The organism is Rhizobium bangladeshense, from assembly GCF_017357245.1.
Lineage (GTDB): Bacteria > Pseudomonadota > Alphaproteobacteria > Rhizobiales > Rhizobiaceae > Rhizobium > Rhizobium bangladeshense.
In genome coordinates, this window is sequence record NZ_CP071612.1 from 1,085,921 (window position 1) to 1,107,916 (window position 21,996).

The window sequence follows — 21,996 nt, forward strand, 5'->3', positions numbered from 1 at the left end:
CATTGCGCGCTTGAGGGTCTTGAGGCGGTTGATCCGGCCTTCGGGCTGTCCGTTGCTCCGGGCCAGCTCGATGGCGTTGCTGACGGCGTCGATGTCGCCTTAACTCATTGATTTCGGGGGAGCAGGGACTCGTTTCTTCAGGATCGCTGGTTCGAGTCCGCTCAAGAGCAGCAATATGACCGCTTTGCGCCAGAAGCGGCTGTCAGGGAGACACGCAACTCAGATCGACGCTATCCCTTGACAGCTCGTCAGGCCCCGCACCGTTCGGTTCTCATCCTGAACAAGCATTCGGTCATTTCAATGCTGCGAACTTCTCGACCATGGCAGTTGGTCCAGAGACGATCAGCAGGTCGCCCCGCTCGACCATCGTGTCTTGCGTCGCATAGGTGAAGTCCTGATGAGGCCTCTTCACCCCCACCACGGTCACCCCGTGCTTCGTGCGCACCCCCGACTCGCTCAGCGTCTTTCCCGTTGCTTCGGCAGGCGCGGTGGTCTTCACAATTGCGAAGCCGTCATCAAACTCAATGAAATCGATCATCTTTCCCGTCACCAGATGGGCAACACGCTCGCCCATGGCCGCTTCCGGATAGACGACGTGGTGTGCTCCGGTTCGCTCGAGAATTCGTCCGTGGTTCGGGCTTAACGCCTTCGCCCATATATCAGGCACGCCAAGCTCGGAGAGCGCCAGGACCGTCAGCACACTCGCTTCGATGTCGGTCCCGATCGCGACTACCGCATGGGCGAAATCCTGTAAGCCGAGCTTTCTCAACGTGTCGGCATTCGTGCTGTCTGCCTCGACGACGTGGGTCAGCCGATGGGACCAGTCTTGCACCAGCTGGGCGCTTTCGTCCATGGCGAGGACGTCGTGCCCAAGGTGGACGAGGGACTGCGCGACGGCAGTTCCGAAACGGCCAAGGCCGATGACAACGACGCCGTCACCCGTGAAAGCCGTATTTTTAGCCAACGATTGGGCGCTCCTCTGGATAGCGGTAGGGGACATATCTTTCCTTGAGCGCCAGGGCGCTCGCCACCGTTATGGTGCCAACCCTTCCGACGAACATCAAGGCGACGATCACCAATTGCGCCGATGGCGGAAGATCGGCGGTGATGCCGGTGGAGAGGCCGACGGTAGCGAAGGCCGAGATGACCTCGAACAGGACGGCTTCAAGGGAAAAATGCGTGACGCTCAGGACGAAAAGCACGCCGGCTCCAATGGCACCGAGCGCCAGGAGAACCACGGTAAGCGCCTGCCGCTGCACATGCCGGCCGATCCTGCGCCGGAATATGTTCGAGTCCGCATCTCCGCGGATTTCAGCCCAGACGACGACACCGAGAAGCATGAAGGTCGTGACCTTGATCCCGCCCGCCGTGCCGGCGCTTCCGCCGCCAATCAGCATCAGTGCGTTGCTCAGCGTCAGCGTCTCGGTGGTCATCTTGCCCACGTCGACCGAGTTGAAGCCGGCGGTGCGTGTCATCACCGAATGGGTCATGGCGTTGAGCAATTTGTCGGGCAAGCTCATCGGGCCCAGAGTTGCCGGATTGGCCCACTCATAGGCGGCAACCGCAACAAATCCGACTATGAGCAGGATAGCGGTGCCGACAAGCGTGATCTTGGCGTGAACGGAAAATCGCGAGGGATCGCGCACACCCTGCGGCAGTTCGAAGAGAATGGGGAAACCCAGGCCGCCAATGACCACTGCGAGCATAATGGGACCAAGGATTGCCACATCCCCCGTAAAACCCATCAAGTTGTCCGAAAAGGTGGAAAAGCCCGCATTATTGAAAGCGGAGATCGATTGGAAGAGGCCGTGCCAGAGGCTTTCCAGCCAAGGGAGCCCGTAGCCGAAATGGAAGCGGAGGATGAGGACCAGTGCGGTAACCGCCTCCACAGCGAGAGTAACGGTCAAGATCAGCCGCAGCACGCTCTTGACATCGCCAAGCCCTGAACTCCGGGTTTCGGCTTGCGCCACCAAGAGATTTGACAGCCGGAGTCTCTTTGTGACCAGCAGCCCAAGGAGAGTTGCCCCAGTCATGATGCCGAAACCGCCGACCTGGATCAGCGCGAGAATGACACCCTGTCCGAAGCCGGACCAATAATTGGGCGTGTCGTGGACGATGAGGCCTGTCACGCAAACGGCCGAGGTCGCCGTGAACAGGGCGGAGAGGAATGGCGCGCCGGCCGGTCCGCTGCGAGAGATCGGCAGCATCAGAAGCAGTGTGCCTATCGCGATGGCGGCCAGGAAAGCAATCGGTACCATTCGAGCGGGATGTCGAATCGATTGCGGCACATTCACCTCTGTTTGTCCGAAGGGTCTTCACCCCAATATGGCCGTTCGCGGCAGGACACTCCTACAGCGAGCTGGGCGCGGGCAAAAGAGGCGATTGCACAAATGATTGGGCTGGCGCTCCTACTTCCATCGATAGCAAGCACCGTATATGGGACCTCGTCACGCCAACAGTCGAGGAACTGTGGTTGGATAGCCGATCAGAGTTCGCGCATTCTTCATTCAGAAGAAGGCAAAGCGCCCTGTCCAACTCGAAGTGACGGAGCAGACGAAAAACAGCACTCTGGGCATTGTTTCCGTCGGTCAGGAGGACCGGCGCAAGCTTTCGCTTCCTGCCAGGCGCTGACGGCGTCGATGTCGCCTCGAACATGAAGGAACGCCAATTTCGATAGGAGATCGCATCATATTCCGCTAAAATGTTGCGGTCTGGCCGATGCGTTACCCTTGGTGCTTCCATGAGACAGAAGCTCGCTGCAGTTCTGGCGCTCGATATGGCGGGTTACAGCCGACTCATGGAAGCCGACGAGGCAGGCACGCTTGCCCGCCTGCGGACCCATCGAATTGAATTGATTGATCCAGCGGTCGCCAAGAACGATGGTCGTATCATCAAGACGACGGGCGACGGTATGCTGGTCGAGTTTCAAAGCGTGAGTGACGCGGTGCGTTGTGCCGTCGAAATACAGCAGCGCATGAAGCGGCGCAACTCCGATGTCGCCACGGACCGGCGGATCGAGTTCAGGATTGGCATAAATGTTGGTGACATCATATTCGACGACGGCGATATCTTTGGCGATGGAGTGAATATCGCCTCTCGGGTCGAACAGCTCGCCGACGTCGGCGGCATTTGCATCACAGCGGCGGTTGCGGCGCAGATCGCCGATCGGCTCGAAGTATCGATCGAAGACTTGGGCGAAAAGGTGCTCAAGAACATCAGCCGCCCGGTGCGGCTCTATCGCATCGGCATCGATGAGGAAATTGCTGCTCACCCGGCGGTGAAAGAAACGTCTCAGAGGCGACGTACGAACACCAAGCCATCAATCGTGGTGCTGCCGTTCGACAACATGAGCGGTGATCCCGATCAGGAGTTCTTCGCCGACGGCCTGACTGAGGACATCATCACGGAACTCTCTCGCCACCACGAGCTCTTCGTGATTTCCCGAAATTCCAGCTTCGTTTACAAGGATAAATCGACCAATGTCCGTGAAGTCGCCGAGAAGCTCGGAGTCCAGTACCTTGTAGAAGGCAGCGTGCGAAAGATCGGAGACCGGCTGCGCGTCACCGTTCAGTTGATCGATGCGGTCAACGACACACATATCTGGGCCAACAAGTATGATCGTAAGCTCGACGACGTCTTTGCCATTCAGGATGAGGTGACGGCCTCAATCGCGGCCACACTTCCCGGACGCGTCGAGGCGGCCCAGCGCGACCACCTGTCCAGGATGAAGCCGTCGAACATGGTCGCCTATGAATGTGCCCTTGCCGCGAAGGTCTTACATCACCGAAGCACAGCCGAGGACAATTTGAAGGCCCAGGCCTTCATCGACAAAGCAATCGCACTCGACCCTGGATACGCCCACGCCCATGCGTGGCGAGCGTGCATCCTTGGCCAGGCGTGGGTGCACGGCTGGTGCGAAGACAAGGACGCCACCTGGGAGCAGGTGACTAGCGAACTCGACAAGGCACTGGCTCTCGACGACAACGATGCCGACGTGCACCGCATTCTCGCCGCAGTCCGCGTCAGCAGCAACCAGCTTTCGGAGGCGCAATATCATCAGGAAAGGGCTCTTTCCCTCAATCCGAATTACGACTTGGTCGTCGTGCAGCAAGGTGAACTTCTTACCTGGCTCGGGCGGCCGGAAGAGGGCATGGACTGGATCCGCAAGGCGATGCGGCTCAACCCTCATCATCCCGAACGCTTTTGGAGCCACCTGGCAAAGGCCCATTTCGCAGCTCGACAGTACGACGAGGCGCTCGAGGCGTTCAAGCGCTTGTCGACGATGGATCATGAACAGCATGCCTTTGCCGCGGCCTGCCACGGCTGGCGTGGCGACTCCGACAGCGCGCTCTCCCATTTGAAGAAGGTGCGAGCACTCGCGTCGGATTTCGACGTTGAGACTTTTCTTTCCACCCTGCATTACGCGCAGGATTCCAATGTGCAGCACATGCGGGAAGGGCTCGTCAGGGCGGGTGCGACAGACCGCGCTCTTTCGAAGACTGGAGCCGCAAGAAGCAGCTAGGACAAGCGCAGCGTCCACCTGGAAGATTGGCCTTGACGGCCCCCTTCGGGAGCGTCATGTCCCGCGCGTTCAATGGCAATGGGTATCGGCGGCGGGCGACCGCCTGCGCCTCGTGAACTCGTACCAGGTCTGGAGAAGAGCCAACTTCCGACGGCAGCGCACACATCTCTTCCTGCGCGCCGGTGATCGTCATACCCTACCGCGAACATTAAATTAGTGATATCTTTATTAGCGGTCATTCGGATCAGCGGGGGAGGCTTTGTCATGACGCCTTGGGAGATCGATGCGCTTGCGGTCACCAATTGCAATTGCAGCTCCGGATGCCCCTGTCAGTTCAACTCGCTGCCGACGAACGGTAACTGCGAGGCTGCGGTGGGATTGGCCATCAAGTCGGGTTTCTACGGCGACGTCAGGCTGGACGGCGTGAAGATGGCGTTCACCGCCAAATGGCCTGGTCCGATCCATTTCGGGAACGGGACGGTCCAACTGATCGTGGATTCAAGTGCCACTCCGGCACAACGCGACGCCGTCGCGACCATCGTCTCCGGCGGCGACACCGAGGATATGGCTACCATGTTCTGGGTGTTCAGCAAGATGTCTCCGAACAAGCTCGACGTTTTGACCAAGCCGATCGATCTGGAGGTCGACGTCGAGAAGCGGACGGGCCATGTCCGGGTCCTCGATGTCTTCGAAATGGACATCCAGCCTATCCGTAATCCCGTCACCGGAGCCGAACACCGCGCCCGCATCAACTTGCCGCATGGCTTCGAATACCGGGTGGCGGAGATTGCCAGCGGCACGACCAGGACATTCGGCATGATGTCGCTCGAAAACAACAAGGATAGCCACGCCCATATCTGCCGGGTCTACATGAACGGCCAGGGCGTCATCGAACACGCCGCCTGAGAAACCCATGGCGCAGCCAACAGTCGAACGTATCCTCGGACGCGACCGGGCCATCGTGGTTGTGTCGCTAGCGCTCTGCGTTGCCCTGTCCGCCTGGTACATCCTCGACGGAGCGCGGACGGGCATGTCTCCCGTGGAGATGTCCGTCGAGACCGGACCCGGCGGGGCGCTGCTTGCGGGCACCGACGACATGATCAGCCCCCAAGCGTGGTCGGTGCGCTATGGTGTGATCGTTTTCGCCATGTGGTGGCTGATGATGGTCGCCATGATGGTGCCGAGCGCGGCGCCGACCATCCTGCTCTATGGAGCGCTTCATCGAGACCGTGGCGCGCGGGGGGCGCTCGAATTTCTTGCCGGCTACCTGGCAATGTGGGCCGCGTTCAGCCTTGTGGCGACCTCGGTTCAAGGTGTTCTTGCCGCAAGCGGCTTGATGTCCGCCATGTATATGAACCTTGCGACCAGCTATTTGGCCGCGGCAGTCCTCATCGGCGCCGGGCTGTATCAACTTTCGCCCGTCAAAGCCGCATGCCTCGATCACTGCCGAGGTCCAGTCGAGGCGCTCATCCGCCATCGCCGCACGGGCAGGGCCGCTGCATTCCGCATGGGCCTGGTCCACGGTCGATTTTGCATCGGTTGCTGCTGGGCATTGATGATGCTTTTGTTCGTGGGCGGGATCATGAACATCTGGTGGATCGCCGCCATCGCAGTCTATGTAGCCGTGGAGAAGCTCGCTCCTGCCGGAAAGAACGTCTCCCGCATCATGGCGGCGGTGCTGGTCATAGCCGGGATGGCTCTTCTCACGACATCTTTCGCTGATCTGATGTGGACCTAGCGACGGCTGGAATCTCGTCATCAGCATCGGGCCTTAGTTCAAGTTGTCGCGTAGAGTGGATTCAAAAATCCTGTTGCTCGGCTCTAGTTCTTCCAACTCTAGCAAAGCAGCCGCGAGCGAGCATCAAATCGAGGGCGCCGACGGCCGGTCGACGTCACTTAATCAATTCCCCGGCCTATGGAAGTTCTATCTCACCCTCCACCACGTGGTTGAGGCCGCTGCCTTCGGCCGTCAGCGTCATGCGAACTTTCAGCTTCTTGCCGTCGATTTGCCCGTTACGCACCGTCTCCTCGATCTTACGCTGCGAGGTCACGCCGACTTCCTTTAGGAACTTGCGGATCGACATATTGAAGGCGTCTTCGCTCATGGCGGAACTCCTCTACATCCGAAAGAGATTGTAACGGAAGGAAAGTGGTCGGGGAAGCTATCGAGTTGGTGAAGTACATCAGGGAGCTCTGACGTTTTGGGCGATGACGGCAATATCGGCGAGCTTTATCGGATAGAGGCGGATCTGCGCGGTCATTTGCCGGACACGATGCTGGAGCGGAGAACTGGGCGACCGTCGCGTCGCTGATCGAGACCTGCAAGCTCAATTCCGTCGATCCGTTTGCGTATTTGGCCGCCACGCTCACCTCTATCGTCAATGGCCACAAGCAGAGCCAAATCAAGGGACTGATGCCGTGGAACTATCCAGGGCGGACAAACGGCTGCTGTTGGCCCATTGCGGTCACGCATCTCTGGCTACAAGCACGAAGTAGGCATCATCGTGGGGATAGCTCCTGACGTAGGTGCTTGCCTTCAAAGCACCAAATGAAACCACATCGGTATCGATGCTCGGGTCGAAGGTTCGAAGAACCAATTGTCATAAGAAGCGTGATGATCATCGGCCTAGGACGGTCCCGCACTTCACACGCTCGATCGGCTGCGGCCATGGATTCCAGGCTCAAGGCCTGGAATGACGGAGGGTGGGGGTGCGTCTCGGCCGAACTCCGGCGCCTCTGCACCCAAGCGCGCCTTAGTTCTTGATCACATTGATGTTGACGGTGACGTCCTTCACGGTTCTCTCACCGTAAGAGACTCTGACCTTGTCGCGCCAAACGCTGCGGACTTGGCGCAGGAGATTTCCGCGTTACCTATGCCGGCGGCATGGAGGATGACGATGAAAATGCAGAAATTCACGATCGCCGACGCTTCGCTGGAGCGTTCACCGGGGCAGGAGGCCGACATTTCCGTCGGCAATCTCGTCGACGAGCGGCATGGCGGGCCGGTCACCATCGGTTACGGACGCTACGCGCCCGGCCAGAGCCTGACTGAAACCATGGCGGTCGACGATGTCATGATCGTTCTCGAAGGGCGGCTTTCGGTTTCGACAGAGGCGGGAACCGTCAGCGCCGGGCCGGGCGAGATCGTCTACATGCCGAAGGGCGAGACCGTGACGATCCGCTCGCATGAGGAGGGCGCAGTCACCGCCTATGTCACCTATCCCCACTGGCGCCCGGCGCATGCATAGCCGCAAGGTAGCGAGATGCTTTTCCTCGGCCGCCTCGTTGGATCTCCGCAGCTTGGGGTTACGGCGGCGAGGGCTGATGTAGCCTGTGCCGGTATTGGGGTTGCGGATTGACCGCACTCGGATGGATGCAAAGATCTCTGTCTGTCGGCAACGAGGGTTTTGCATCTCTGTCGCGACCTTGCCTCCGTAACGGGCTTCAAGGCCGGTTTTCTGCCAGCGCTTCCACAAAACGGATCAGGTCACCGACCATGCTGTCGCTGAAGATATCGTTGTGACCTGCGTCGTCATAGATCAACATCTGCTTGGGCTCGGGTGCGATCTCGTACAACGCCTGCCCTGACGAAAGCGGGATGCTGTCATCAAGCCTTCCATGGAGGAACAACTTTGGTTGTCTCACATTGCCTATGCGGAGGTCCGACCGGAAGGGATCCTTGAGAAGCAGCTGAGCAGGGAGGTATGGATAGTGCCTCTGCGCAACCGACAGAACCGACAGGTACGGAGAGACAAGAATGACGCCCGCGGCCGGCCTCTCCGCGGCCGTATTCACGGCAACGCCGGTGCCAAGTGACCGGCCCAGCACGACGATCTCGCTTCCGGCATGTGCCGAAAGCCAATCGAATGCGGCCATTCCGTCTGTCAGCAGCCCCTGCTCACTGGGTGAGCCGGTCGATCCGGGATAGCCGCGATAGGAAATGGCCAGCAATCCAATCCCGCGCGCGGCCAGCGCCTGTGCGAGAAACGCGTAATTGTCGACGCGGTCACCGTTTCCGAAAAAGAGGAGCACGCAGGGCTTGTCGCTGTCAGCCTGGCTGTATAGTCCCAGTAGCATCTGCCCGTCGGGCGTCTTGACGCGGACCGACTCGCCCCAAGGCGCGTGCTCCGCAGCAGGGGTCGCGCCCGCGCCGGGATAAAGCAGGGCTCGCTGAGAAAAATAGACCAGAGCCACGATCGCCAAGTAGGCGATGACCGCCATCAGCGGCAAGATCAGCAAGTACCTTGTGGTGCTCACGACAGAATCTACCCGCCGGTTTGGCTATGGCCAGAACGCTCTGCAGCAACCGCGGCCCGTCACGGCGTGGGGTGCTCTGCATAGCGGCAATATATGCACAAAGCGTTCCTGTGGAGAAGGGGCGAGAGCGTGCCTCTCACGCTGGGAAAGGGGTTCGCCACGCATCCAGTTCTTCAAGCCGTCCGTACCAGGCTTGGATATGCCGAAACTCCGCGAGTGGTATCTCGGCGGCGGCGGCATAAGGAAGCGCAGCGGCCAGAGCGAAATCTGCAACGGTCAGTGTCTTCCCGACGGCGACGCTATTGGCGGCGAGATGATCGTCGAGCACCCGGCCGTGGAGCCGAAAGCTCGTCTTCGCGTCTTCGATCACGGCGACGTCAGGCTCTCCGCCGAACAACGGCTTGATCAACATTTCAAACCACAGCGTTGCCCCGTGCCGGGTGAAATGGTTGGCATCCCAGCTCAACCAGCGCAGCACGTCGATCTGCCGGTGGTCATGCGGCCAGAAATCCGATGCGACTGCGTCAGACAGCCTGCACATGATGGCGTTCGCTTCCCACAAGGTTCCGGCATCTTCCTGCAGCACCGGGACTTTGCCGTTCGGGTTCAGCGCCAGGAAGTCCGCGCTCCGCTGTTCTCCGCTTGCCAGGTCAACCCTGACGAACTCTACGTCGGCCTGAAGAAAACGGGCGGCGGCGCAGGCCTTCCGGGGATTGAGCGTCTCGCAATAGTAGAGCTTCATCGCCGCCTTACGCATGCTTCGGCCCTTCGGATTCAGTCTCGAGAAAGAAGCCCAATCGCTCGAAACTTTGCGACCAACCGGATTCATGACCCTCAAGTGAAGATGCGCTTGCAAATCCACTCTGCCTGAAAGTCATTTCCGTGCCGCCGTCGCTTTCCCTGAAAGTGATGGCGACGACCGTTTCGGGGCTGGTTTCGCCGCTTCCCGTCTCCCAGGCATGTGTGAAGACAAGCCTGTGCGGCGGCTCGACCTCCAGATATTTTCCGCCGACCCAATGTTCTTCTCCATCCGGTGCGATCAGACAGGCGCGGTGTCTGCCGCCGGGCCAGGCTTCAAGTCTGTCGCCCACCGCCTTGAAACCGTGAGGACCACACCACTGCACGAAGGCTTTCGGGTCGGTCCATGCTCTGAAAACGAGATCGCATGGGGCGTCGAACCTTCGCACAAGAACCAGGTCGCGGCTGTTGTCGGTGGCGGTCTCCGGATTAGTCATTTTCGTATCCTTGTACCTTGGTGAGATAGTCATCGAGACGATCGAAGCTTTGATCCCAGAAGCGTCTGTAATCGGCGATCCAATCAGCAATTGTCTTCAAGGCTGCCGGCTCGAGGATGCGGGGACGCGCATTCGCTTCCCGGCCAGAGCGGATCAACCCAGCCTGCTCCAGGACCTTGAGATGTTTTGAGATGGCGGGCTGAGACAACTCGAAGGGATCGGCGAGTTCGGCCACGGTCGCCTTGCCGTTGGCAAGCCGCGCCAGAATTGCTCTCCGTGTGGGATCGGAGAGCGCGGAGAAAATCGCATCAAGCCTGTCGTCCATGCATCACCATTTAGCTATATAGCCAAATGGATATATTGGATGGAGGGGAATGTCAAAGGCAATTTGCGCTTGGCAATGACGGCGAGGACCCTCGGCGATGAAGCGGAAGGTCCTGCGTCTGCTGATCCCCGGCCGGGAAGCCGCGCCGGCCCGTACCGCTCGCGACGTCGACCCCCGATGCACCATTTTTCCAGGCGCTGCCCAGCCTCACATCGGCGGCATCTTTTCGAAGTTGGGGACATCATGGTCGACCAGGTCCCAGGCATGGCCGCGCACGGTGTAGGTCACCGCCTGTGGCCGATATCGCTCGGGCTCGTCGAGGCTTGCGGCGTGGATGGTGAAGAAATCCGGCATATAGGAGAAGGTCAGGTAAACAGGCGCACCGCAGGCGGGGCAGAAACCGCGCGTCTTGACGTTGCCGTTGTCGGCGACCATCTCCCAATGGCTTGCCTCACCTTCGAGTTTCACCGCCTGCCGGCTCGGGAAGGTCAGATAGGATCCGTGGCCGGTGCCGCTCGTCCTCTGGCAGTCGCGGCATTGGCAGTCGTTCATCGCGATCGGCTCGGCCGTGATCTCATAATGGATCGCGCCACAAGCGCACCCGCCGGTATAGGGCTTGCTCATCTATTTCTCCTGATGTTGTTGGGATGCGGTCTTTCGAGCCGCTTCAATCCTGTTCGTCGGCAAGGCTGCCGATGTTCTTCACGACCTTCTTCCAGCCTTCGCCCATCTTCCGGAAGGCCGTGTCATTCTCCGGCAGGACGAAACCGGAATGGACGAGCCGCAGCCGCGTGCCGTTTTCGGCCTCGGAGAGAATGAAGGTTACGACGGTATCGAGCCGCGATCCGTATCCGACATTCCCGGCATGGCCGCCCTTCCATGCATAGGAGAGACGCTTGTTCGGCTTCACCTCCAGCACCTCGCAGTGGATGGTGCCGTCCCAGGCGCCGGCCGGCGTGGTCTGGTAGGTGAAGCGCTTGCCCTCCACCGGCTCGAAGCCTTCAGGCACCATCAGCCAGCGGCCCATCAACTCGGCCGTGGTCAGCGTTTTCCAGATCGTCTCGGGCTGATGCGGGAAGACCTCGTCGACAACGATATTATGCGTGTCGGACTTCAATGCTGCGTCATTCATGGATCGATTTCCTTCAGCAATGTTCTGAGATTGGTAAAGCGGTCGCGCCAGAAGAGGCCGTAATGGCTCATCCAGTCGACCAGCGGCGCAAGGCCCTCCGGCTCGGCGCGGTAATAGACCTTGCGCCCCTCGGGGCGCTCAGTGACAAGGCCCGCCTGCTTCAGCGCCTTGAGGTGCTGGGAAACGGCGCCCTGCGTCACGTGGCTCGCCCGCGTCAGTTCGACGACGGTGATCTCATCGGAGTTGACGATCTGCTCGAACACGGCCCGCCGGGTGGGATCGGCAAGGGCGCGCATGACGACGTCGATGGAAGCGGTCTGGATCATCAGGAAACAATAGCGTGGACTAATTGATGAGTCAACACTAATTGGTGTCTCATGACTGCGACCACCGACTGTTGCCGCTTTCCGACGGATATCCGCGAATTCGGCGGCGGAGCCGACACCATGACATCGCGCCAGATTTCGAGCCGGGCCGGAACCTCGTCAGACCTGCGAAGTTCGCCGAACGAGGAGAATTCCACGTGCACTTGATACAGTTGTTTATTCCGGCAGCGCCGCAAGCGGCGATCGACATCGAAGACATTATCGCGACAATTCAGCGCGAGATGACGGAGCGCCATGGCGGTGTGACGGCATATCTCAATTCCCCCGCAAAGGGGCTTTGGTCCAATGATGAGGGCACTGAAGAAGATACCGTCATCGTGATCGAAGTCATGGTGGGCAGTCTCGATCGGGTGTGGTGGCGCCAATACCGTCGCGACCTCGAACAGCTGCTCGGCCAGGATGAACTGCTCGTGCGGGCACTTCCAGTCGAAACGCTCTGACCGCCTGGAAGCCTCCATGGACACGCAATTGCGCCATCTTGAAATCTACAGCAGGCAGGGTGAGTTTGCAGCCTGGCCGGCAAATTATGGTCTCTGGTCCTGGGGTGACGAAATCGTCGTCGTCTTCGCGCGCGGCAAACTCGGAGCGAAGGGGGAGCTGCACGAACTGGACCGTCATTATCCATTCGTACCCTGGCAGGCACGCAGCCTGGACGGCGGACTGACATGGATGGGCGAGCCGTTCTGCGGCCAAGTGCCGGGTGGGCTCTCGCTTTCGGCCGACGAGCACCTGAACGCCAATCTCAAGACTCGTCCCCATCTGTCGACCCGTGATGACCTCCGCGTTCTGGATGAACCCATAGACTTTCTCGATCCCGAGACGATCGTCATGTGCGCCAGAACCGATGTAGAGGGCGATGCTGTCAGCTGGTTCTATGTCAGCCGGGATCGATGCCTGACATGGCAGGGTCCATATCGTTTCACCGGTTTGCATCTTCCGATCGCGGCGCGCACCGATATCGTTCCTCTTGGCAGGGACCGTGCGCTTTTCATGCTCAGCACCTCCAAAGCGGACGGTGCGGAAGGCAGAGTGTTCTGCGCGCGCACCGCGGACGGCGGGCGCAGCTTCGTCCTTCAAGGCTTTGTCGGCCCGGAACCTGAGGGCTATTCGATCATGCCGGCATCGACGGCACTTTCCGGTGGCGCCATGCTGACCTTGACGCGCTGCATGGGGAGGGGCGGTGGCAAGGGCTGGATAGAAGCCTTCACCTCCGACGACGAAGGGAAGACCTGGACGCGGAAAGGCTGCATCGTCGACGACACCGGCAGCAATGGCAATCCGCCAGCGCTCGGACGGATCGGAGGCATGCTACTGCTCGTCTACGGCTACCGCGATCCGCCATTTGGCATCAGGATGCGCATGAGTTCCGATGACGGCCAGACATGGGGCGCCGAGAAGGTCATCCGGAGCGACGGCGGCACGGCTGATCTCGGTTATCCCAGAATCGTAAAACGCGGTGAGGGATCCCTGCTCGCCGTCTACTACTTCAACGATGGCGACAGGCAGGAGCGTTACGTCGCTGCGTCCATTATCACGCCTGCCAAAGATCAGGAAGGAGCCGAGGACGGCGCTGCTTCATTGCAGTCGCAGGTCTGAGCCATGCTGAAGAGGAACGTTCGAAGCGCATTCGGGGAACAAAGCGGGGCACCCGTGGTTCGGGGCTGCGGCAATCGCCGGCACGACATGGGAGGTTAGACATGCAGAACGATTTCACGGATCCGGCAGGAAGAAGCGCATCGGCGCAGACACCGTCCTCATCCCCAGGTTCCGGTTCTTCGCCGGGGACACGCACATCCATTTCCGATCTGGAAGCGAAGGTGAGCGAAGATGTTTCCGCCGCCAAGGAAACGATCAAGGAAGGCGCCGACACCGCCGTCGAGAAAGCCAAGGAAGTCATTTCCGAACGCACCAGCTTCGCTGCTCGCCAGGTCCGCGGCGTTGCAACGGCACTTGAGAAAGCTGGCGCCGAAATGGAAAGCTCCGGTCAGGCTGAGGTCGGGCGATACGCCAGGCAAATCGGGCGGAGCGTGCAGACTGTCGCTCGGCGGATGGAAGGCAAGGACATCGGCGAAATTGCCACCATGACCGAGGATTTCGGGCGCAAGCAACCGCTCGCCTTTCTCGGGATCGCCGCACTTGCAGGCCTGGCAGCAAGCCGCTTCCTGACAGCCTCCGCGAAAAGGCAAACAGCTGCCGCGCCGCGTGAACCATCGATTGGCCGCCGCCCCGGCACCGCAACGACCGGAGGCGAGAAAAATGGCTAAGTCTTCAGAGAACACACCCCTCTCCGAGCTCGTCAGTGGCCTCGTTGGTGATGTCACGAGCCTGCTCCGCAAGGAAATCGATCTTGCCAAGACGGAGGCTTCGGAAAAACTTTCGCAGGCGCTCAGCGGCGTGGAGATTCTCCTGTTCGGATTGGTCCTGGCGATCGGGGCGGTCGGCGTCCTGCTGGGTGCTCTTGTCGGCGGTCTCGCGGCCTTCCTCGTGACACAGGGTTTTACCGAAACCACCGCCAGTGCGCTCGCCTCTCTGATCGTCGGCATCATCATTGCCGGCATCGCTTGGGCATTGGTCTCCCGCGGCCTCGCCGCGCTTCGCGCCAATAACATGAGACTGGATCGTACTGCGACCTCGCTTCGCCGCGACGTTGATGTTGTGAAGGACAAAATCTGATGGAAAACTCAATGGAGAAAACATCGGCCGAGCTTCAGCGGGAGATCGACCAGGACCGCCGCCGCATCGGCGACCGGATTGACGCTATCCAGGAACGGATGTCGCCGGGCCAGCTCATCGATGAGGTCATCGCATACGCCAAGGAAAGCGGCGGCGGAGAGTATGTCAGCAATCTTGGCCACGCCCTCAAGGCGAACCCTCTGCCGGTCGCGCTGATGGGCGTGAGCCTGGCCTGGCTCATGGCAAAAGGCAGCCCGTCATCAGCCGACACGACGACCTGGAGGGAGGACCCTGAATACCCGCTTTATCCCGCGACTGGCCGGGTCCGCAGGATTGGTCCGCCGGCAATGGAAAACGGAGCGCGTTACAGCCATTTTGCCGATGAATCCGGCAAGAGGTTGAAAGCGTTGACGGACGAAACAGGAGGTCGTGCCGGCCATTTCATGGACGAGGCGGGCAAGACCTATCGTGGCTTCGCCGACGCGAGCGGAAAGCAGATCAGCCAGATCACCGACGAGACTGGTGCAATGCTCGACGCGGCAACAGGCTGGGCGGCGGAGAAATGGGAGCAGGCGAAAAGCGCCGCAAGCGACCTCGGCGCCCGTGCGTCTGGCGCGGCGAGCTCGCTATCGAGCCGATCCTCTTCGGCGGCGACCAGTCTTCAGGAGCAAACGAGCAGACTCAACGAGGCGATCCTCACCCAGTTCCGTGACCAGCCGCTGGTCGGCGGTGCTCTGGCTTTCGCGGTCGGTGCAGCGATCGGCGCGGCGTTGCCCCACACCGACACCGAGGATGAGTTGGTCGGCGAAGCCGCAGATAGCGCAAGAGATAGCCTCAGCCATCAGGCCCAGGACGTCGTCGCGCAGGGTAAAGAGGTAGCGTCGGAAGTCTATCACAAGGCCGTGGAAGTTGCCTCCGATGCTCATGATGACATCAAGGAACGCGTGGTGGATGAGGCCGAAGCTTTCATAGATCGCAGGGATGGCCAAGGCGGAACCGATCGGCGGTAGAGGATCCATACCGGTCGGCTTCAGGAAAGGTTCCACGCGGAAAGAGGCGCCGTCTGACTGATCCGCTTTCGCGGAAGCCTCAGATGGCCGTCTGCATGAGGTATGAAGATTTTTCGACGGGAACCCGCGCGACGATTTTCATCACGAGCGTGGGAGCGACATCGGGAACAGAGCTTACTCGTCCGTCTTTGTAGAGCACCCGCAAGAGGCGGGTTTGGCTGTCGTAATCGAGTTCGGCGATCGTCTTTGAATGGACCGGGAATTGCATCTTCAGCTGCCTCCTGCTGCAGCATGACCAAGATCAAAACAGCCGACCGCCGCCCACCCTGGCGGGCAATGCTTGATCGGCCCGAGAATTCCTCACCATTGCGGCGGCCGGCGGTGCTATCCGAAACGCATTTTTCCGACAGACATCCTGTTCAGGCAGAATCCTGCTGGCGAAATCTCGGCAGAATCTAACGAGAGCCGCCATCGAAATCGCGTGAAATCGGCGTGACACACGTTCCGCGGCTGTAGGGGCGCGAGGACACCAGAATAAGATGTGAGTGGCTGCGGCACGCGAATTGGAGGCCGGCCGAACGTTTGCCGTGCCCGCTAAAAGGTCTGTCGACGTTGTTTTTAGTCACGTGTTATCAGTTGCTTGCGCCATGGGCACCGGAACTTTTGCTGGGCTGCCGGGTTTGCTGACCATGTTGAAGAAGCAGCCCATCCTGCCCAGACTGGGGACGATCAGCGTCATTGATGACCTTCAGGTTCATGTCCTTGAAAGCGGCTCACTAAACGGAAGCCCGGTTGTTGTTCTGCATGGCTGCGGCAGTCTGGCGGAAGAGGCGCTGCTTCCTTTCGAAAACAGCCAGCACCGACTGATCGCCATCGATCGTCCCGGCTACGGTTGGAGTTCCTCGCTTCCGCCGCAGGAACGGGGTCCACTCGGTCAATCTTTCTGGCTTGAGCGCTTTCTCGATACCTCAGGGCTTGGGCCTGTCACGATCGTCGCCCATTCGATCGGCAGTGCCTCGGCCCTTCATCTGGCTGCCCGCAGAGCTGAGCTCGTAAAGGCGCTCCTGTTGATCTCGCCCTGCTGCAGTCCTGTTCCCTCGAAGCCTTTGATCCTGCTGCGCACGGCCGTTGCGCCTGTCATAGGGCCGCTGATCCGCCGACACATCATGTCTCGCTGGGCCGCTCTCTTTCTCCGGCACGGAATTCGGTCATCATCATTCCCCAATCCACTGCCGTCCCACCTGAACATGCTGCCTGCCGGCCATATGATCCGGCCCAGCGCGATCGAAACCATGGCTGACGAGCTGCGCGCTTTCAACCGAGACATGGCTCTGCTGCCTGGCCTGCCTGAACAGGTTCCCATCCATGTGCTCTTCGGGTCGCAAGACCTCATCGTCGATCCGAATTTGCACATCGACTGGCTCCGCCAGAGGCATCCCCGCCTTCTCGTGAAACGCCTGGAGGGCGTCGGCCATATGCCGCATCACGTCGCCCCGGCCGTGGCATTGCGGATGCTGAACGCGATCATCGAGGAGCGCTCCTCCGTACCGGCCGTCAAGCCTGGACTGTTGACGGATGTAGCATGAGCCCCGCGAGGTTTACCGCAGCTGCACTGCGGCCGCAGGCGCATCGCGATCAATGGTGTCCCGAAAGTCCGAACGGGGAACCTTGACTCCCGCCCACGACCCGATGATCGTCGGGCCATGACCGCTCCGCACTTTCACACCCGCCTCTCGCTCAGCAAGGACTTGGAGAAGCTCGGCCTTCGCGCCGGCGACATTGTCATGGTGCATGCCGCCATGAGCAGGCTGGGGCGGCTGCTCAACGGTCCCGACATGTTCATCGATGCGCTGGGCGATGCCGTGGGGCTGTCGGGGACCATCGTCGCCTATACGGACTGGAACGGCGCCTATGACGAGTTGCTCGGCGAGGACGGACGCGTTCCTGGCGAATGGCGCGACCACATCGCACCCTTCGATCCCGCGACCTCCAGGGCCATCCGCGACAATGGCATATTCCCTGAATTCCTTCGAACGAGGCCAGGGGCGCGACGCAGCGGTAATCCGGGCGCCTCGGTCGCGGCAATAGGGGCAAGGGCCGACTGGCTGACGGCCGATCATCCGCTCGACTATGGCTATGGCGAGGGCTCTCCGCTCGCCAAACTCGTGGAGGCCGGCGCTAAGGTGCTGATGGCGGGTGCGCCGCTCGACACGATGACCCTTCTCCACCATGCCGAGCACCTGGCTGATATCCCGAACAAGCGCCTGCGCCGATATGAGGCGCCCTTCGCCACGTCGGCCGGCGTGGTGTGGCGCATGATCGAGGAGTTCGACACCGGCGATCCGGTCGTCCCTGACCTCGCAAGCGACTATTTCGGCGAGATCGTCCGCGCATTTCTGGCAAGCGGCGCGGGAGCGCAGGGCCTGATCGGAGAAGCGCCGTCGGTCCTGGTGGATGCGGCTTCCATCTGCAGCTTCGCCGTCGCCTGGTTGGAGCTTCATGTTCGGCATGAGAGTTAAAGCGGCTGCGCCTTGACTCCCGCGCGACCAGCTTCTCCTGCCTCACGGAACAAAATCCCGATGGCAATGTTGATATGGCGATAAGCAGAACTCCATGGGAGGAATTCATGCAGAAAACGCTTCAGTTCGTCTTGGTCGGCCTCGCCGCGATGAGCGGCTTGACGATCGCGCCAACCATCGCCGCCACGCAGGACATGGAATTGCGCATCGGCCCCGGTGGGGTCGGCGTTTACGATCGCAATCGTGATTTTGACCGCTATGACGGCTACGACCGCCGCGGGCCGCGCCGCTGCGACCCCGATGATGCGCTCGACATCGCCCGCAGCGAAGGACTTCGCCGGGCGCACATCGTCCGCATGTCGCCGCGCAGGATCGTCGTCGAGGGATTGACGCGCCGCGGGCCGGAACGGATGGTCTTTGCCAACCGCCGCGGTTGCCCGGAACTCTGACCGACCGCCGTTCTGAACGAATGCGGCCGGGCGGACGGGTCATCGGCTGCGAACATGCTGCCGAGGCGTCAGCGAGGCTGCCGTCGTGAAAGCGATTGCCAGACACAGAAGATCAGCGGTTTCGCGCTTCCATCAAAAGCCGAGCCAACCCGGACACCATTGGAGGATATCATCATGATGAGCGGTCAAATGAAGGCGCTTCTCGCCGTTCTTGCCGTTGCCGGTTACCAGAACAGGGACAAGATCAAGGAGCTCCTGCGAGGCCTCCAGAACCCGCAACAAGCCGGGGCGGGAGGCCAGCAGACGGGCGGTCTCGGCGGCATCCTCGGCGGGCTGGCCGGCTCCGGCGGTGGGTTAGGCGGCTTGGGCGGCCTTCTCGGCGGACTAAGCTCCGGCAGCATCGTCAGCGGCGGCCTCGGCGATCTCCTGAAGACGTTCCAGCAGAACGGCCAGGGAGACAAGATGGAATCCTGGGTGCGCCGGGGGCAGAATGCCGACATCAATGACGGCGAACTGGCCACAGCCCTCGGCCCTGATGTCCTCGAAGAGATCGCCCGCAATACAGGCCTTTCGCATCAGGAGATCCTCGGCCGGCTGAGCCGCGACCTTCCCAAAGCGGTCGACGATCTGACCCCGGAGGGGAAGGTGCCGAGCGAGGAGGAGGCGTTCATGTCTTCGGCGAGCCAGGCGACAACCACGGGGCGGCCGAGCGGCGTTTAGGCGTTCGAGTTCGGAGCGCAATTATCGCCCTGGATGGATTTGCCGCGGAGATCGCCTCACAAACTGTCTCCTCGGGCTTGACCCGAGGATCCATCGCGCGGACTTCCACCGGCCGCGGAACTGGATTCCAGGCTCGATGCCTGGAATGACGGAGGGTGGGGGTGCCTAGGTGCCAAACTCGCGGTTGGCGGATGAGCAGAGCCAGACCGCCGGTCGACCTTCACCGAAGGTATTTGCGAAGAAAGGCATAAACGCTGCGGATGGACTTTGCCGCGGCGTCGGGGTCGTATTTTTCGATATGGCCCAGCACTCTCCTTCCCGCCGTGAACTCCGGAGCATCGAAATTGTGATAGATGCCCTTGTAAACGTCGAGTTCGACGGGCGGGGCATCGTCGCGGAGACGGGAAAGGCTCCTCTGGCATCGTTCTGCCCGGCTCCAATTGTCTCGTTCGCCAATCAAGATCAAGGTCGGTACTCCCGGATTGCCGCGATTAACGTCGCAGGCGGGATAGTAGGCGACCGCCGCCTTGAACTTGCGCTCCATAAGCTGCTCGTTCCCGCCGATTTTTGTTGCGTCCAGCGTCGCGGTGCCGCCCGCCGAAAAGCCCATCAGCGCGACGCGCCTGATATCGACGAAGCTTGATTTCGACAAAAAGTCCAAGGCGCCGTAGGCGTCGAAGACGCGCTCGGGAAGATGGCTTCGGCACGTGTCCTTGAGGTTGCGGGTGGTGAAGCTGTCGACAACAAGCACGACGTGGCCCCATCTGACCAGCCGTTTCGGCCAGAGGTCCTTGAGGCTCAGACGCATGTGATCGCATCCATGCATGATGACGACCGCCGGGAAGGGGCCATCACCCGGAGGGCGGGACAGATATCCGAGCAACGGCATGCCCGGTGGTTGGGAAAGAATTTCTCCCTGTTCGAGAGCCTTGCGGATTCGAAAAGCGCTGAGCTTCACGGGCGCGCTTTCGAACCGCACCAATTCCTCGGCACCGGCCGGGTTCCCGGACATGGGCAGGCCAAGAAAAGCCACGAGGCAAAGAAGAAGTCCTGCAGTTTTCACCGACGCCTCCATCGTTTGACCGACGGCATGTTATTTGTACCCCGAAGCTGAAGCTTGGCAAAGCGGTTGGGCTTGCTGCCACGATTGGATGGAGGAGGCCTCATTTCAAAAGAGGCCTGCAGGTGGCACAGCGCTCACCCCTTGCTCCGTCATCCTCGGGCTTGACCCGAGGATCCACGTCGGCCTCGACCAAGGGAGCGGGCATGGATCCCAGGCTCAAGGCCTGGGATGACGGAGGGTGGGGCGGGCGATTTTGCAAATCCAGCGTCGAAGAGGGGTGGAGGAATTTGGCATGGCCGATTTTGATCTGGTGGGAGAGCCATAATCAGTTCTTGATCACCTCCCGGCACATCACCTATCACTGCCGTAAATCCAAGCTGCGAAATTTGAATTCAGAGGTGATGTCGACGGTGAAGGCCGGCGCCGCCCTTCGAACTTGTGCGCCGTTCTCAGCGCCTCGCGAAGCAATCAGCGTCTGAGCGCCCGCTCATTTGCCAAGGAACCTACCCCCTTGCTCCGTCATCCCAGGGCTTGACCCGAGGATCCACTTCGGCTTCCACCACCAGCAGCGGCCATGGATCCCAGGCTCGAGGCCTGGGATGACGGAGGGTGGGGGGCGCGGATTGCCAAATCCGGCGTTGGCGCGGGGTGGAGGAATCTGGCACAAGAAGGCTCGATTTCGAACCGGCGGAGAGGCGTAATCAGTTCTTGATCACCCCCGGCGCATCAGTTATCACTACTGTAAATCCAAGCTGCGAAATCTGAAATCTGGAGCTGGGCGGTCACGTCGCGCGGCCCTTCGAACTTGTGCGCTGTTCGCAACGCCTTGCGAACCAATCAGCGCGTCAGCCCCCGCTCATTTGCCGAGGAGCCTACCCCTTGCTCCGTCATCCCAGGGCTTGACCCGAGGATCCACTTCGGCTTCCACCACCAGCAGCGGCCATGGACCCCAGGCTCGAGGCCCGGATGACGGAGGGTGGGGGAGCGCGTTTTGCCAAATCCGGCATCGGCGCGGGGTGGAGGAATCTGGCACAAGAAGGCTCGATTTCGAACCGGCGGAGAGGCGTAATCAGTTCTTGATCACCCCCCGGCGCATCAGTTATCACTACTGTAAATCCAAGCTGCGAAATTTGAATCCGGAGCTGATGTCGGCGGTCAAGTCGGCGCGGCTCTTCGAGCTTGTGCGCTGTTCGCGGCGCCTTGCGAAGCAGCCAGCGCGTCAGCGCCCACAGATTTGCCACGGCGCTCACCCCTTGCTCCGTCCTCCTCGGGCTTGACCCGAGGATCGGGCTTGACCCGAGGATCCACTTCGGCTTCCACCAGCGGCAGCGGGGATGGATCCCAGGGTCAAGACCTGGGATGACGGAGGGTGGGGAGCGCGCTTGGCCAAATTTAGCTAAGCAGCCCCCGACGCGCCGCGTCGGCAGGACATCCATCCCTCACAAGGAGAATTGCAATGGACCCTTCGATTGCTCCGGCCTCGCGGGCCGCTGTGGTGACGCCGAACGATACCGCCATTGTCGGGGCGCGTGCGCTCTATATCGGCACGGCCGGCGATGTGGCGATTGCTTCGCGGCGGGATGTGGATCCGGTGATTTTCAAGAGCGTGCCGGCCGGGACGATCCTGCCGGTTCATGCCGCGATCGTGGCGCTGACCGGGACCACGGCCGCCAACATCATTGCCTTGTTCTGAGCCTCAGACGCG

Annotated in this window: 27 protein-coding genes and 1 pseudogene; 16 read left to right on the plus strand and 12 right to left on the minus strand. The window is 60.7% G+C overall.

Annotated features, from left to right (window positions below):
- Positions 1-292: 292 nt before the first annotated feature.
- Both J2J98_RS05220 and J2J98_RS05225 read right to left on the minus strand, forming a co-directional pair.
- Positions 293-964 (minus strand): potassium channel family protein, encoded by a 672-nt coding sequence (locus tag J2J98_RS05220; protein WP_205910740.1) that lies wholly within the window; start codon positions 962-964, stop codon positions 293-295.
- Entirely contained in the window at positions 957-2,294 is a 1,338-nt protein-coding gene (locus J2J98_RS05225) for a TrkH family potassium uptake protein (RefSeq protein ID WP_281403614.1), read from the minus strand. The genes J2J98_RS05220 and J2J98_RS05225 overlap by 8 nt, the downstream gene beginning before the upstream one ends.
- Before the next feature lie 446 nt (positions 2,295-2,740).
- On the opposite strand from J2J98_RS05225, the gene J2J98_RS05230 reads away from it, so the two are divergent.
- The 3 genes from J2J98_RS05230 to J2J98_RS05240 all read left to right on the plus strand — a co-directional run bounded on the left by J2J98_RS05230 (position 2,741) and on the right by J2J98_RS05240 (position 6,260).
- Positions 2,741-4,522 carry an adenylate/guanylate cyclase domain-containing protein gene (locus tag J2J98_RS05230; protein WP_207602523.1) on the plus strand — a complete coding sequence of 594 codons (1,782 nt, stop codon included), beginning with the start codon at positions 2,741-2,743 and terminating at the stop codon, positions 4,520-4,522.
- A gap of 264 nt (positions 4,523-4,786) precedes the next feature.
- Positions 4,787-5,428, plus strand: coding sequence for a DUF1326 domain-containing protein (locus tag J2J98_RS05235; RefSeq protein WP_207602524.1), 642 nt, complete (start codon positions 4,787-4,789; stop codon positions 5,426-5,428).
- A 7-nt stretch (positions 5,429-5,435) separates the two neighbouring features.
- On the plus strand, positions 5,436-6,260 hold the full coding sequence (locus J2J98_RS05240) for a DUF2182 domain-containing protein (RefSeq protein ID WP_092752245.1): 825 nt from the start codon (positions 5,436-5,438) through the stop codon (positions 6,258-6,260).
- Between the two features lie 175 nt (positions 6,261-6,435).
- Here J2J98_RS05240 and J2J98_RS05245 read toward each other — a convergent pair whose 3' ends face one another.
- On the minus strand, positions 6,436-6,627 hold the full coding sequence (locus tag J2J98_RS05245; protein WP_207602525.1) for a DUF6494 family protein: 192 nt from the start codon (positions 6,625-6,627) through the stop codon (positions 6,436-6,438).
- Positions 6,628-6,782: 155 nt separating this feature from the next.
- Between J2J98_RS05245 and J2J98_RS30255 the strand changes: the two are divergent.
- Together J2J98_RS30255 and J2J98_RS05255 are read left to right on the plus strand one after the other, a co-directional pair.
- A pseudogene (locus J2J98_RS30255) lies at positions 6,783-7,043 on the plus strand (transposase domain-containing protein); the annotation flags it as partial.
- Positions 7,044-7,419: 376 nt separating this feature from the next.
- Complete coding sequence (locus J2J98_RS05255; RefSeq protein WP_064706455.1) at positions 7,420-7,770, plus strand: AraC family ligand binding domain-containing protein; 351 nt, start codon at positions 7,420-7,422, stop codon at positions 7,768-7,770.
- Positions 7,771-7,966: 196 nt separating this feature from the next.
- Here the strand turns inward: J2J98_RS05255 and J2J98_RS05260 are convergent, their stop codons facing one another.
- The 7 genes from J2J98_RS05260 to J2J98_RS05290 all read right to left on the minus strand — a co-directional run bounded on the left by J2J98_RS05260 (position 7,967) and on the right by J2J98_RS05290 (position 11,797).
- Positions 7,967-8,779: an alpha/beta hydrolase gene (locus tag J2J98_RS05260; RefSeq protein WP_207602526.1), complete on the minus strand. Its 813-nt coding sequence runs from the start codon at positions 8,777-8,779 to the stop codon at positions 7,967-7,969.
- 136 nt (positions 8,780-8,915) lie between these two features.
- On the minus strand, positions 8,916-9,536 hold the full coding sequence (locus J2J98_RS05265) for a glutathione S-transferase family protein (protein WP_207602527.1): 621 nt from the start codon (positions 9,534-9,536) through the stop codon (positions 8,916-8,918).
- Complete coding sequence (locus J2J98_RS05270; protein WP_138393695.1) at positions 9,529-10,014, minus strand: SRPBCC family protein; 486 nt, start codon at positions 10,012-10,014, stop codon at positions 9,529-9,531. The genes J2J98_RS05265 and J2J98_RS05270 overlap by 8 nt, the downstream gene beginning before the upstream one ends.
- A complete protein-coding gene (locus J2J98_RS05275; protein ID WP_064706458.1) occupies positions 10,007-10,339 on the minus strand; it encodes an ArsR/SmtB family transcription factor in 333 nt (110 codons plus the stop codon). Before J2J98_RS05275 ends, J2J98_RS05270 begins: the two co-directional genes overlap by 8 nt.
- Positions 10,340-10,546: 207 nt before the next feature.
- On the minus strand, positions 10,547-10,963 hold the full coding sequence (locus J2J98_RS05280) for a GFA family protein (RefSeq protein ID WP_138393694.1): 417 nt from the start codon (positions 10,961-10,963) through the stop codon (positions 10,547-10,549).
- A gap of 43 nt (positions 10,964-11,006) precedes the next feature.
- Positions 11,007-11,471 carry an SRPBCC family protein gene (locus J2J98_RS05285; RefSeq protein ID WP_207602528.1) on the minus strand — a complete coding sequence of 155 codons (465 nt, stop codon included), beginning with the start codon at positions 11,469-11,471 and terminating at the stop codon, positions 11,007-11,009.
- Positions 11,468-11,797 (minus strand): ArsR/SmtB family transcription factor, encoded by a 330-nt coding sequence (locus J2J98_RS05290; protein ID WP_207602529.1) that lies wholly within the window; start codon positions 11,795-11,797, stop codon positions 11,468-11,470. Before J2J98_RS05290 ends, J2J98_RS05285 begins: the two co-directional genes overlap by 4 nt.
- A gap of 197 nt (positions 11,798-11,994) precedes the next feature.
- On the opposite strand from J2J98_RS05290, the gene J2J98_RS05295 reads away from it, so the two are divergent.
- From J2J98_RS05295 to J2J98_RS05315, 5 genes are all read left to right on the plus strand, one after another.
- A complete protein-coding gene (locus J2J98_RS05295; protein WP_207602530.1) occupies positions 11,995-12,297 on the plus strand; it encodes a hypothetical protein in 303 nt (100 codons plus the stop codon).
- 16 nt (positions 12,298-12,313) lie between these two features.
- Positions 12,314-13,453 (plus strand): sialidase family protein, encoded by a 1,140-nt coding sequence (locus J2J98_RS05300; RefSeq protein ID WP_207602531.1) that lies wholly within the window; start codon positions 12,314-12,316, stop codon positions 13,451-13,453.
- Between the two features lie 101 nt (positions 13,454-13,554).
- Complete coding sequence (locus J2J98_RS05305) at positions 13,555-14,121, plus strand: hypothetical protein (RefSeq protein WP_064706464.1); 567 nt, start codon at positions 13,555-13,557, stop codon at positions 14,119-14,121.
- Complete coding sequence (locus J2J98_RS05310; protein ID WP_064706465.1) at positions 14,114-14,530, plus strand: phage holin family protein; 417 nt, start codon at positions 14,114-14,116, stop codon at positions 14,528-14,530. Before J2J98_RS05305 ends, J2J98_RS05310 begins: the two co-directional genes overlap by 8 nt.
- Positions 14,530-15,540, plus strand: a complete 1,011-nt coding sequence (locus tag J2J98_RS05315; protein ID WP_207602532.1) for a DUF3618 domain-containing protein — start codon at positions 14,530-14,532, stop codon at positions 15,538-15,540. Before J2J98_RS05310 ends, J2J98_RS05315 begins: the two co-directional genes overlap by 1 nt.
- 79 nt (positions 15,541-15,619) lie before the next feature.
- Here J2J98_RS05315 and J2J98_RS05320 read toward each other — a convergent pair whose 3' ends face one another.
- Positions 15,620-15,808: a hypothetical protein gene (locus J2J98_RS05320; RefSeq protein WP_064706467.1), complete on the minus strand. Its 189-nt coding sequence runs from the start codon at positions 15,806-15,808 to the stop codon at positions 15,620-15,622.
- 421 nt (positions 15,809-16,229) lie between these two features.
- Here J2J98_RS05320 and J2J98_RS05325 point away from each other — a divergent pair, with 421 nt between their 5' ends.
- The 4 genes from J2J98_RS05325 (at position 16,230) to J2J98_RS05340 (ending at position 19,228) form a co-directional block, all read left to right on the plus strand.
- A complete protein-coding gene (locus tag J2J98_RS05325) occupies positions 16,230-17,126 on the plus strand; it encodes an alpha/beta fold hydrolase (protein ID WP_138393688.1) in 897 nt (298 codons plus the stop codon).
- 117 nt (positions 17,127-17,243) lie between these two features.
- On the plus strand, positions 17,244-18,059 hold the full coding sequence (aac(3), locus tag J2J98_RS05330; RefSeq protein WP_207602533.1) for an aminoglycoside 3-N-acetyltransferase: 816 nt from the start codon (positions 17,244-17,246) through the stop codon (positions 18,057-18,059).
- Positions 18,060-18,166: 107 nt separating this feature from the next.
- Positions 18,167-18,508, plus strand: coding sequence for a hypothetical protein (locus J2J98_RS05335; RefSeq protein ID WP_207602534.1), 342 nt, complete (start codon positions 18,167-18,169; stop codon positions 18,506-18,508).
- Between the two features lie 174 nt (positions 18,509-18,682).
- Positions 18,683-19,228, plus strand: a complete 546-nt coding sequence (locus J2J98_RS05340; protein ID WP_064706471.1) for a YidB family protein — start codon at positions 18,683-18,685, stop codon at positions 19,226-19,228.
- A 220-nt stretch (positions 19,229-19,448) separates the two neighbouring features.
- Here J2J98_RS05340 and J2J98_RS05345 read toward each other — a convergent pair whose 3' ends face one another.
- On the minus strand, positions 19,449-20,303 hold the full coding sequence (locus J2J98_RS05345; RefSeq protein ID WP_207602535.1) for a dienelactone hydrolase family protein: 855 nt from the start codon (positions 20,301-20,303) through the stop codon (positions 19,449-19,451).
- A 191-nt stretch (positions 20,304-20,494) separates the two neighbouring features.
- On the opposite strand from J2J98_RS05345, the gene J2J98_RS05350 reads away from it, so the two are divergent.
- Together J2J98_RS05350 and J2J98_RS05355 are read left to right on the plus strand one after the other, a co-directional pair.
- Positions 20,495-20,770, plus strand: a complete 276-nt coding sequence (locus J2J98_RS05350) for a hypothetical protein (RefSeq protein WP_207602536.1) — start codon at positions 20,495-20,497, stop codon at positions 20,768-20,770.
- A 977-nt stretch (positions 20,771-21,747) separates the two neighbouring features.
- Positions 21,748-21,984: a spike base protein, RCAP_Rcc01079 family gene (locus J2J98_RS05355; RefSeq protein WP_138393684.1), complete on the plus strand. Its 237-nt coding sequence runs from the start codon at positions 21,748-21,750 to the stop codon at positions 21,982-21,984.
- Positions 21,985-21,996 lie beyond the last annotated feature (12 nt).